This window comes from Roseovarius sp. (assembly GCF_965277045.1).
Taxonomy (GTDB): domain Bacteria; phylum Pseudomonadota; class Alphaproteobacteria; order Rhodobacterales; family Rhodobacteraceae; genus Roseovarius.
Genome location: NZ_OZ255712.1, coordinates 2,761,843 through 2,773,784, shown reverse-complemented (window position 1 = coordinate 2,773,784; position 11,942 = coordinate 2,761,843). Strand labels below are relative to the sequence as shown.

Here is an 11,942-nt window from a genome sequence, read left to right as displayed (position 1 = left end):
CTGAGAGCCCTCCACGTGTTTCGCCAGGAGACCACATGCTCGTATATTTATCCAAGCGGCTCTTGATGACGTTGCTCGTCATCGCCGTGACGTCGGTGATCGCTTTTCTTCTTGTACACCTCTCCGGTGATCCGGCGGCAGCAATGGCGGGCGAGGGGGCCAGTCAAGCTGATATCGAGGCTGTTCGAGCGACCTATGGTTTTGATCGGCCGCTTTATGTCCAGTACCTGGATTGGGTGAGCCGTGTCATGACCGGGGACCTTGGCCGTTCGACCTATCTGCGGGCCGACGTGACCGATGTTCTGGCCCGGCACGTTCCGGTGACGGCATCGCTTGGTGTCTGCGCCCTGGCGTTCGCCCTGGCCCTGTCGATCCCGCTGGGGGTTATCGCTGCTTTGCGGCCCAACACGATGATCGACCGGTTTTCGCTCTGGTTGGCGGTGGCGGGGCAGGCCCTGCCATCGTTTCTTTTCGCTTTGGGCTTGATGTATCTCTTTGGCGTCTACATGCGCGTGCTTCCGATCTCGGGCAGCGAGACCTGGTGGCATTTCATCATGCCGTCGGTGGCGCTGGGCTATTACGCGACACCGGCGATCATGCGTCTTACGCGTTCGGGCATGCTGGACGTGATGCAGTCCGATCACGTGCGTACCGCGCGGGCCTATGGTCTTTCGCCCTGGCGCGTGGTCGTCCGGCATGGCCTGCGTCACGCGATCATTCCCGTCGTTTCATTGGCTGCCGTGCAGCTTGGTTTCATGCTGGGCGGGTCGATCGTGATCGAAACGATTTTTTCTCTCAAAGGGATCGGGCACCTCGCGTGGGAGTCCATTCAGCGCGCCGATATCGAGGTGATCCAGGCGATCCTCCTGGTCATAGCGGCGGCTTATGCCGTGCTCACCCTCCTTGCCGACCTTCTCAATGCGGCTCTTGATCCGCGGATTCGGATCTCATGACTGATTTGACTAGCTCCACCCAAGACGCGGCCCCGGTGTCGATGTCCCCGGGCCGGGTCGCGCTGCGTCGCGCAATTCGCCACGGCGGCTTCTGGATTGGCGGCACGATCATTTTCGTGATCGTCCTGATGGCGATCTTTGCACCGTTGCTGACACCCTACGATCCGTCGGTTCAAAGCCTGTCAGAAGGCTATGTGCCACCCGTCTGGGCCGAGGCGGGCAGTTGGGAGCATCCTCTGGGAACCGACAATCTTGGCCGGGATTACTTTGCGCGCCTCCTGTACGGCGCTCGTATCTCTCTCGGGCTCGGTCTTCTGACGGTCATCATCTCGGGTACGATCGGAACAGCGATGGGCATCACCGCCGGGTATTGGGGCGGCTGGCCGGACATGATCATCAACTTTTTCATCACGGTACGGCTGACGCTTCCGGTCGTTCTTGTAGCGCTCGTCGTGGTGGCTTTGATTGGCAGTTCGCTTTGGCTGCTGATCCTGGTGATCGGACTGTTGCTTTGGGACCGTTTCGCCATTGTCGTGAGAAGTGCGACACAACAATTGGCGCAGCGCGAGTACATAACGTCGGCGCGTGCAATCGGCAGTTCGACGCCGCGTATCCTGTTCCGGGAAATCCTCCCAAATATCACAGGACCGTTAGTTGTGGTGACCTCCATCGAGATCGCACACGCCATTTTGCTGGAGGCTGCGCTGTCTTTCCTGGGATTGGGCGTGCAACCGCCTGACGTATCGTGGGGGCTGATGGTGGCAGAAGCCAAAGCGCAGCTGCTGTTCCGTCCCTGGATGATCGCGATCCCGGGGGCCGCGCTGGTTTTGCTGGTTTTTGCGATCAACCTTGTCGGCGATGCACTGCGCGACGTTACAACGCCAGAAGGAAAGGCCTGACATGACCGATGACGCGCGGATCTTGAGTGTCCAAGGGCTCAATGTGCAAATCCCGGTCCCGGGATCTGTCTTGAGGCCGGTACGGGATGTAAGCATTGATGTCGGACGTGGCGAGACGGTTGCCGTGGTTGGTGAATCGGGCTGCGGCAAAAGCCTGACGGCCTTGGCAATCATGGGTCTTCTACCGCGCCAGGCAAAGGTGCAATGCAACGGATTGCACCTGAATGCGGAGTCGCTTGCGGACGCCAGCCCGAAGCGCTGGCGGCAACTGCGTGGTGACCGTATAGCCATGATCTTTCAGGATCCGATGACTGCGCTGGATCCCTGCTATCGGATTGGCGACCAGATGTGCGAGATTTTGCAGCAGCACCGCAGGATTTCGCGATCCGGCGCCATGGCGCGGTCGCTGGACTTGCTCGGCAAGGTGGGTATCCCCGCGCCTGAAGAGCGGTTGAAGCAGTATCCGCACCAGTTGTCGGGCGGGTTGCGCCAGCGGGTCATGATCGCGATGGCGCTGTTATGCGAGCCCGAGCTTATCATCGCGGACGAACCGACGACTGCGCTGGACGTGACGATCCAGGCACAGATCCTGCGGCTGTTGCGGGATATCCAGCGCGAAACGAATATCGGGCTTTTGCTTATCACCCACGACCTTGGCGTCGTGGCGGGCATGGCTGACCGCATCGTCGTGATGTATGGCGGCGAAGTTGTGGAGGTTGGCACCTGCGACCAGGTGCTGGCCCAGCCGTTGCACCCGTATACCGAAGGGCTGGTGCGATCGATCCCCGTGCCCGGTGAGACGAAGCAGGGCGAGGCGCTTGGGTACATTCCCGGGGTCGTTCCACGCCAGGTGGGCGAGCGAACGTCCTGCGGTTTCGTGGATCGTTGTCCCTATGCGACCAGCGCATGCCGAAAGGGACCGATCGCCATGCAGGACGCCGGTAGCGGCCGGCTCATGCGGTGCATTCTGCCCACGGATGGCAGCGCGCGCGACCCGGATGTCTGGATCCTGCCCGATGAAACCTCTGCCCAAAGCGCAACCAATAGCGGGAGCCTGTGATGCCGGAAGTTCTGACGATGCGGGGCGTTACCCGCGATTACCGCGTTGGCAGCGGGTTCGCGCGCAGGCAGACATTGCGTGCCCTGCGGGGCGTTGATCTGAGCGTTGAACGCGGTAAGACCCTTGGTTTGGTCGGAGAATCCGGCTGCGGGAAAAGCACGCTCGCCAAGATTCTGTTGGGAGTCGAGCTGCCATCGAGCGGCGAAGTTCTGGTCGGTGGCAAACCAATCCAAAGTTACGACCGGGTTGAGCGGGCCCGCTTGATCCAACCTGTATTCCAGGATCCGTATTCATCCCTCAACCCTCGCATGACCGTGGAGGCGATCATAGCCGCGCCGATGCGCGTGCGCGGCGAGGGCGGGCGTTCGCTTCAGACGAAGGTCCGAGATCTGGCCGGTGAGGTCGGTTTGCCGAGGCACCTCGTCGAAGCCTATCCAAGTCAGCTATCGGGCGGACAAAGACAGCGCGTGGCCATCGCGCGAGCGTTGATTGGTGAGCCTGAAATCCTGATTTGCGACGAGCCCACCTCGGCTTTGGATGTCTCGGTGCAATCGCAGATTTTGAACCTGCTTCACAACCTCAAGCGACAGCTGAACCTGACGATGATCCTTATCAGTCACAACTTGGCGGTCGTCCACCACCTCGCGGACGAGGTTGCAGTGATGTATCTAGGTCAGCTCGTGGAACGCGGCCCGAGCCGGGATATCTTCGAGGCGGCGCGGCATCCTTATTCCGATGCCTTGCTGAAGGCTGTGCTGCCGCCGCGAGCCGGTGTGCGCCTGCCTGAAATGGGATTGGAGGCCGAGTTCCCGAGCCCGGTCAATCCGCCGAGTGGCTGTACCTTTCACCCCCGATGCCAGAAGGCGCGCGCCCTCTGCGCGGAAAAAGTCCCCTGTCGAACCGACGCTGATGCCGAACACAACTATCGCTGCCACTTTCCAAACAATTCGAAAGAAAAAGAATGTCCGCAAGTTTGATCGACTATCGGATCACCGATCGCCGCGCCTTCGCCGCTGGTAAGAAATTTGGTGAGACAGGTGCGTACGAGCGTCTGAAAGGCAGGGTTTTCTTCCGTGTCGATCCTGCGGCGCCGGGCGTTCGGGATGTAACAGATATCGAACTGGCCCCTCGTGACGAAACCGGCCGGGTCAGCTTTGCGGCGGATTTCTGCATTCTGCGCCCTGTAGACCCTTCCCGAGGGAACGGCAGGCTCTTCTATGATTACGGCAACAGGGGCGACAAGCGGGCATTGCAGTTTTTCAACGTTGCCACGGGCAGTAATGACCCGTTGGAAGAAGCCCATGCCGGCGATGGGTACCTGATGAGTCGGGGGTACACGGTCGTTTGGATGGGATGGCAGGGTGATTTGCTGCCCGGTGATGGCCGCCTGTTGCTGGATGTTCCGGTGGCCACCCGTGACGGCGTACCGATTACCGGGACGATCTGCACAGAATTCATCGCGTCCGAGACCGGAGTGCGCGAGATGCCGCTCAGTACGCTGGCGTCCACGCGAAGCTATCCGGCGGTTTCGCTCGATACGACGCGAGCGACCTTGAGCCGGCGCGCCTACGCCAACGCGCAGAGGGAAGAGATCGCTCCGAAAGCGTGGGCATTTGCGCGGCAGGAAAGGAGTGGGAGTGTCGACAGCAAGAAAACGGACACCGCTCTGATCCCGTCGGACAGCAACATCTATCTGTACGATGGATTTGAACCTGGCTGGATTTACGAACTGATCTACGAGGCCCGCGACCCGCTGGTGCTGGGACTTGGACATGTCGCTGTGCGCGATTTCATCAGTTTCCTGAAAAAGGGCGGCGCTCAGGCGGAGGGTCAGCCGGCGCTTGCGCCACGTCCATACGAAAAAGCGTATGCATGGGGGCGCTCGCAGACAGGGCGATGCATTCGGGACTTCGTCTATCTGGGATTCAACGATGACGGCCAGGGAAACCGGGTGTTCGATGGCGTGATGCCGCACGTGGCGGGTGGGGGCAAGATGTGGATGAACCACCGCTTTGCCAATATCACGTTGTTGCCCGGTCAGGAGCACGAGAACCACTTTTCCCCCGTTGACAGTTTCCCTTTCTCGTATGCCCACAGCAAGGATCATCTGACGGGGGCCGACGACGCCATTCTGAAGCGCCCCGAGACGGACCCGCTTGTGATCCATACCGATACGTCTGCTGAATACTGGCATCGGCGTGCGTCTTTGGTGCATACCGACACGCGGGGCAAAGATCTGGAGCAACCCGACGGTGTGCGGATCTACCTTTGGGCCAGTTCACAACATTTCGCGGATCCTCTGATGACCGCGCCCAGTACCGGGCTTGGTCAGACCATGTGCAACGTGGTGGCAACACATTACTTTTTCCGCGCCGTGCTCGACCGGCTTGATGCTTGGGCAACCGACGGTGTTGCGCCGCCGCCGAGCGTGTACCCGACGCGGGCGGAGGGAACACTGGTAACAGGGGAGGAATGGCGTGCGGCCTTCCCCGCGATCCCGGGCGTGGCACTGCCGCGAGGGCCAAGCAGGTTGGAGCAGCTCGACTTCGGTTCCGATTTTGCCGAGACGGGCACAATCAGCGCTCCTGCGCGCATCATTTCGGAACAGGGATACGCCGTTCTGGTCCCCGCCGTGGACGAAGATGGAAATGATCTTGGCGGGCTGCGCGCGCCGATGGCCGCAGCGCCATTGGGCACCTATACCGGATGGAGCTTGCGCCGCCGGGACATGGGACATGGCGCGATGGTCGGGATCACCGGCAGCTACATTCCGTTGCCCGATACCGAGGAAGAACGCGCCCAGATCGGTGATCCACGCGCGCCCGTCCTGTCGCGCTTTGCGGATTCCGCTGCCTACGAGGACGCGATCCGCGATGCGGCGGAGGCACTTTGCAAGAAGGGCTACATATTGGAGAGCGACATCGCCAACTGTGTGGCCTTGGCGCAGGATTGGGGGCGACCAAGGCATCTGACTCGTCTGCCTGTTGCGGGTGCCGTTGACGGAACCGACAGAGGGAACATCAGCACATGACACGCGACGCGATGATTGTTTGCCCGCAGCCCGAGGCCGCCGAGGCGGGTGCGGATATTCTTCGGATGGGCGGAAATGCCATCGACGCCGCCGTAGCCTGCGCCTTCGCGCAAGGCGTGGTCGATCCTTTGATGTGCGGCATTGCGGGTTTTGGCAGCATGGCCATTTACCGGCCCGGAAACGGAAAGACGGAATACCTCGATTTCCACGCTCGCGCGCCGCTTGCCGCACATGCAGACATGTGGGCCGATCTAGTGGAAGGCGAAACCCGTGACGGCTTTGGTTTCGTCTTGAAGGGCCGGATAAATGACCTCGGCTACCAGTCCATCTGCGCGCCTCCGGCATTGCGGGCCTATGCAGAGGGGCACGCCAAATATGGAATGCTGCCTTGGGATACCGTGCTGGCACCTGCCATCGAATGGGCAGAAGAGGGATACTTCGTACGCCCTGCCATGCAGACCTTCTTTGCCGAAGGATCCGGCATGGGGCGTGCCGCTACCGCCGAGAGACTGGCCTTCAGTACCGACGGTCGCGCGCTCTATTGCCGTGAAGATGGACAGCCCAAGGCGACCGGAGCAGAGATCCGCAATCCGGATCTTGCCAAGACGCTGCGCATGATCGCGAGCGAAGGCGCCGACACATTCTATACTGGCACGATCGCGGAACAGATCCTTGCGGATATGGAGGCCAATGACGGCTTGTTGACCGCGGCGGATCTGGCCGGGTGCGCACCCGAATGGCGCGCGCCCCTGGAAGGCAGCTATCGCGGGCGAAGGATCGTGACGAACCCGCCGCCGGGGGGCGGTGTGATGCTGCTAGAGATGCTGAACATTCTCGAGAATTTCGATCTGGCCGATATGGGACACAACAGCCCGGCCTATCTCGCTCTGGTGTCTGAAGCTATGAAACGCGCCACGATCGACAAGGACCGCTTTGTAGGCGACCCGCGATTTGTGGACGTGCCGCTCAACCGCCTAACGGACAAGCACTACGCCGCAGACCTCGCCGCCGAGATAAATCGTGGCGAACGGGCGACGGTGCAACGCCTGCAGGCAACGGATGTGGTGCCGCGTGACACGACCCATATCTCGGTGACAGACGGAGACGGTAATTGCGTGTCCATGACACATTCTCTCGGAATGCCCTCCGGCGTAATCACGCCAGGGTTGGGCTTCATGTATAACGGATGCATGGGCGTGTTCGACCCGCGCCCTGGACGAACCGGATCCATTGCTCCCGGCAAATCGCGGTTCAGCGCGATGTGTCCCACTATCATGTTCGATGGCGAGGACCCGGCACTGATCCTGGGCGCGCCCGGCGGAACACAAATCGTAATGGGTGTTCTTCAGACAATCCTGAACAGCGTCGATTTCGGTATGCCGATTTCCGAGGCCGTCTCCGCTCCGCGTTTTTCTTCGACCGGAAATGCGATCGATGTTTCCAACAGGATCCCACGATCCGTGACCAAGGTACTGGAGGACGATGGCCGGGATGTCATCCGAAATCCCTACGGCCATACGATTGGCTGGGTCCACGCGATCAGCATGGCGGACGGGCGGATAGGTGGCATGGCTGATCCAGGCCGCGACGGGGTCGCCTACCGTGTGACAGCTGCAGAAGTTGATACGAAATGATCGTCGAAGGACCATTTCGTAGCCCAGATTGTTCGATGGAGATTCACCTATGAATTACGGCGCCACGCGGCCTGATTGCCTCGATTACAACCCGTTCAAAGCGATTGTCACGCCTCGACCCATCGGTTGGATCGGCACGTTGGACGGCAGCGGTAGTGCCAATCTGGCGCCCTATTCCTTCTTCAACGGTCTGGGCGCCTATCCCGACCAGGTCTACTTTGCGAGCGATGGCGCCAAGCACAGCTTTGTTAATGCGAGGGACCGTGGCGAGTTTACATTTTCCCTGGCGACGGAAGACCTGGCGCAAGCGATGAACGTTTCTTCCGAGAGTTTGCCGTATGGAACGAGCGAGTTCGATGCCGCGGGTCTCGAAAAGGGCGACCCGGTGGAGATCTCAACGCCTTTCGTGGCGAGAAGTCCCGCCGCCTTTGAATGCGTTACGATCCAGACCCTGCAATTGGAAGACCGAACCGGGAAGCTGATTGATCGTTACATGGTCATTGGCGAGGTGGTCCGTACTCATATCCGCGATGAATTCATCTGCAATGGCCGTTTCGACACTGTGAAAGCCCGTCCAATAGCGCGGATGGGATATCGCGATTACACAACGGTAAACGAAGCTTGGGAACTGGTGCGTCCCGATGACTGAAGACAGATGACGACCCCAATCACCTGAAATGTTGTCACGATTTCCGAATGCTGAGTAAGATGAGAGCGCGCCTATTCTTATACCGATGCGTTCAACTGCTCCTGGTGTACTCTGGCGCGCTTTTATTCGGACTATTCGCCCACTGGATTCGTTTTCCGCTGCCTTGGATGATCGGAGCGATGGTCTTTGCCGCCTGTGTCCGGCTGGCCGAGCGGCCATTGCCGGTTCCGGGTCAGACGCGTCAGATCGGGCAGATCTTGGTGGCGACCTCGGTCGGCTTGTCTTTCACGCCGGACGCGGTGGCGGCGTTGGGGTCCTTGTTGGTTCCAATGTTCGGCACCGCGATCTTGACCATTGGTCTGGGCTTCTTGGTCGCATTGTTTTTGATGCGGGTCAGCAGGGTCGACGTTGTCACTGCTGTGCTGGCTTCCATCCCGATGGGCCCGGTGGAAAGTGCCAATCTGGCCGAGAGGTACGGAGTACGCCCCGGTCCTGTCATCTTTGCGCAGACTCTGCGGATCATGCTTTTGGTGATCCTGATCCCACCAGCGATAGTTGCCATAGACGGGACTATAAAGGATCCGGTCGCAGCATTGAGCCGAATGAGCTGGACTGTTTCGGGCGCGGTTCTTCTGGCCGTGACAGGTCTGGCTGGTGCGTTTCTTGCCAGAGCAGTACGACTTGCCAATCCGTTTTTCGTAGGGTCGCTGGGTGGGGCGGCCTTGGCCGCAGCCTTCAGTTTCCCGATCACAGCGTACCCCTATCCCGTTCTGGTATTTGCCCAGATATTCCTGGGCGTCTGGTTGGGTGCGGTTTTCGACCGGGACCTTCTGCGAAGAGCGCGCGGTTTCATCCCGGGTGCGATCTTGGCATCATTGCTGTTGATCATCCTATGTGCCGGAATGGGCGTGGTGCTTGCGTGGATTACAGGCGAGACTTGGCAGGTCATGTTGTTGTCCACCGCACCTGGTAGTGTCACTGAAATGGCTCTTACTGCCAAAATCCTGCAAGACGGGCTGGCAGTTGTAACGGCGTTTCATGTGGTCCGTATCTTCATAATCTTGCCGTTTGCCGGAAGTATAATTGGGCTAACCGTACGATTTTTTGGTCCAACGGTTTCTCGGTAAGAAGCTGAAAAGACTTCGTATCGTTGAACTTTTTCCAACCAAACACCCGAAGAACCGATTTTTCGGGGCGCCGGCGTTCAAATCTGGCTCGAGACTTACCGAATTTGCTATTTGTGATGTGCGATTTGCTGCTCGGCAGCTTTTTCATAAGTTTCATTAAGTTAACAGCGTCGTTGGGCGGATAGCGGACATTCGCTGCTGCTATGACACAATTTTAGTATTTCGCGGAAGCGGAGCTTCGCTGGACCTTCGCGGCGACATCACACCAACGAGGAAATCCGACTACACAAATCCTTTTTCAATATTGTTCTTGGAGGCCCCGCATTACCGCTTAACGCGCCAGCAAACAGAAACTGAAGATTCTCTTCCTATAGGTGGTTGGTCCTCGCTGACTTCTGGCTATGAGGTTTGCGTACAACGAGGCGGAAATCCAGGTTTCTTCCGGGAAGCGTTGACAGCTTCGTAAGACAATCATCGTTCCGCGGCTAACTTGACCGTTCGCGTCAAACTACTTCACCAACAAAAGGACCTTTGTTCGTTTCGCTCGAACATTCACGAATGACCGGGGCTTGAGCGCCATGTCTGTCGGGTGATGCCGAAGCCGGCACAATCCTCGGCATAAGCACGCCGGGTCCCTTCGGCAGAAAGCCCACATTTTTGAAGAACCCGCTGCGATGCCAGGTTGCCGAGGTCGGTAACGGCCTTGATCTCGTCCAGTGCCGTGTGTTCGAAGGCGAATTGCAGAAGACGCGTGCAGATCTCGGTGGCGAACCCCTGCCCCCAGTAGGCGGGCAACAACATGTATCCCACTTCGATTTCGGCGTCCGGGTAGCGATCACCGATCATCAGCGACCAATCCGTGTCGTCGGTTTCAATCGGAAGGGGCAGCAAGATGCAGGTTCCGATCTTCGCGCCTGTATCCAAGAGGGTTGCTGTCCATATCCCGATACGGCCACCAGCGGCGCGTCTTACTTCGACAGGCAGGTGGTTTCGTATCTCAACGGGGTTGTAGGCGTCACACACGTACTTCACCACCTCCGGATTTGTGAAAAGCGCAATGGCCAAATCCTCGTCCTCCAGCGTGAGCGGGCGAAGCTCCAGCCTTGCCGTTCTCAGAACAAGATCCTCTGGCGGCACCGGTGGGACAGGCCTATCTCGCCAGGAGAGCAAGGTCATGATCCAAGCGCCTTGATGACGGCCTCGGCCTGGGCCTGTCCGCTATAATAGGCGCCGCTGCACAGGGCGGCGTAGGGACCGGCGACCGCTTCGCCTGCAAAGAACAGCTTGTCGGCGATGGGCTGCGCCAACAGATCACGCGCCTCGTATCGTCCGGGACGCGCGGAGGCATAGGCCCCAAGCGTATTGGGATCGTCGGCCCAGCCGGACGCCGTCCCCCTGACGAACTGTTTGCGCGCATCGCTTCCAGCCATTTCGACGAATTTGTCCAGCGCGAAATCAATCATCGCATCCTCGCCCGCACGGGCAAGCTCCCAGCCGAAGGCGCCGCCAAAGAAACCGACCGAATAGTCGAACCCGAATGGCCATGTAAGAAAGAAACATGCCTCTGCCGGTACGTCGCCCGCCACGTGGTGCGTCAACCATTGATCGGGTACAAAGCCGAAGCGGGCCCCGTCGAACTGAAGTCCGATCTTGCACAAGAGCCCCATGGGAAGATCGGCAATCGCGCCCTGCGCGGTGTCCGGCAAGGCCGGCGAAAAGTTGATGGCACCACTGCCCAGCACGCCGGTGGATACGGTCACGATACAGGCTTTGGCGCGAAGCGTGCCTCGGTCCGTCTGGACGGTAACTCCCGTTCCACCCCAATCGACGCCGGTCGCGCGCGTGTTCAGGGAAACTGGAACGTCGGCGCCCCAACTGGCGACGACCGCCCCCAGACCCTTGCGCACGATATAGCTGGGATAGCCTTCATCCGCTTCCCAATAATCCAGCACCGACAGGTCGCGAAAATCGACGCCGTGATCCATGGGGCCGATCCAGGTCTGGACTGTTGCGCCGAAATCAAGGTTCTCGGGTACGATCTGGGACGCGGGGATATCCCACTCTGCCTCACCCGCTTTCTCGAAGCCTTTCTCGATGGCACCCCACGCCTTATTATAGGCAGCGCGCTGGGAGCTGTTCGCCCGCTGGGACCCAACGAAAAGCGCCTCTCCGGCGCTGGATTGGCGGACCAGCTCGGCACCCTGGTCACGTGCGATATCAAGGAAGGGGTTGTCGTCCGCGTTGATCCACGAACATCCCAGATCGAACGGCTGACCAAGTGTCGTGGTGTCGGTCACAGCGCGTCCGCCGATTCGATTTGCTGCCTCCAAAGTAAGCACGGACCGGCCGGCTGATCGCAAAACCTGCGCCGCTTGCAGACCTGCGATTCCCGCGCCGATGATGATGACGTCCGCATCCGCTGGTTGGCCGACTCCGCGTGAGGGGAGCATTCCGCTTGCAGCTAAGCCCATAATAACGTTCCGCCTTTTCATGAGTGACCTTTCGATTGCGCCGCGTGATTTCAGACAGAAACAGCGACCGAATATCCCACCAGACGCCTTAGAAGCCGCCATTCTGGCGTCATACGCC

10 protein-coding genes are annotated in these 11,942 nt (G+C 59.6%); 8 read left to right on the top strand and 2 right to left on the bottom strand.

What is annotated here, in order from left to right; genetic code table 11:
- Positions 1-65: 65 nt before the first annotated feature.
- From ACQY4V_RS13870 to ACQY4V_RS13835, 8 genes are all read left to right on the top strand, one after another.
- Positions 66-953: an ABC transporter permease gene (locus ACQY4V_RS13870; protein WP_428512597.1), complete on the top strand. Its 888-nt coding sequence runs from the start codon at positions 66-68 to the stop codon at positions 951-953.
- The gene (locus ACQY4V_RS13865) at positions 950-1,852 is read left to right on the top strand and encodes an ABC transporter permease (RefSeq protein WP_428512595.1); all 903 of its coding nucleotides are present in this window, start codon (positions 950-952) and stop codon (positions 1,850-1,852) included. Before ACQY4V_RS13870 ends, ACQY4V_RS13865 begins: the two co-directional genes overlap by 4 nt.
- Position 1,853: 1 nt before the next feature.
- Entirely contained in the window at positions 1,854-2,912 is a 1,059-nt protein-coding gene (locus tag ACQY4V_RS13860; protein WP_428512593.1) for an ABC transporter ATP-binding protein, read from the top strand.
- Positions 2,912-3,889 carry an oligopeptide/dipeptide ABC transporter ATP-binding protein gene (locus ACQY4V_RS13855; protein ID WP_428512591.1) on the top strand — a complete coding sequence of 326 codons (978 nt, stop codon included), beginning with the start codon at positions 2,912-2,914 and terminating at the stop codon, positions 3,887-3,889. Before ACQY4V_RS13860 ends, ACQY4V_RS13855 begins: the two co-directional genes overlap by 1 nt.
- Positions 3,874-5,943, top strand: coding sequence for an alpha/beta hydrolase domain-containing protein (locus ACQY4V_RS13850; protein WP_428512589.1), 2,070 nt, complete (start codon positions 3,874-3,876; stop codon positions 5,941-5,943). Before ACQY4V_RS13855 ends, ACQY4V_RS13850 begins: the two co-directional genes overlap by 16 nt.
- The gene (ggt, locus tag ACQY4V_RS13845) at positions 5,940-7,577 is read left to right on the top strand and encodes a gamma-glutamyltransferase (RefSeq protein WP_428512587.1); all 1,638 of its coding nucleotides are present in this window, start codon (positions 5,940-5,942) and stop codon (positions 7,575-7,577) included. The genes ACQY4V_RS13850 and ggt overlap by 4 nt, the downstream gene beginning before the upstream one ends.
- Before the next feature lie 49 nt (positions 7,578-7,626).
- The gene (locus ACQY4V_RS13840) at positions 7,627-8,226 is read left to right on the top strand and encodes a flavin reductase family protein (protein WP_428512585.1); all 600 of its coding nucleotides are present in this window, start codon (positions 7,627-7,629) and stop codon (positions 8,224-8,226) included.
- A gap of 167 nt (positions 8,227-8,393) precedes the next feature.
- Positions 8,394-9,353 carry an AbrB family transcriptional regulator gene (locus ACQY4V_RS13835; RefSeq protein WP_428512583.1) on the top strand — a complete coding sequence of 320 codons (960 nt, stop codon included), beginning with the start codon at positions 8,394-8,396 and terminating at the stop codon, positions 9,351-9,353.
- Positions 9,354-9,905: 552 nt separating this feature from the next.
- Here ACQY4V_RS13835 and ACQY4V_RS13830 read toward each other — a convergent pair.
- Positions 9,906-10,529, bottom strand: a complete 624-nt coding sequence (locus ACQY4V_RS13830; RefSeq protein ID WP_428512581.1) for a GNAT family N-acetyltransferase — start codon at positions 10,527-10,529, stop codon at positions 9,906-9,908.
- Entirely contained in the window at positions 10,526-11,803 is a 1,278-nt protein-coding gene (locus ACQY4V_RS13825) for a flavin monoamine oxidase family protein (RefSeq protein WP_428517247.1), read from the bottom strand. The genes ACQY4V_RS13830 and ACQY4V_RS13825 overlap by 4 nt, the downstream gene beginning before the upstream one ends.
- Positions 11,804-11,942: the final 139 nt, after the last annotated feature.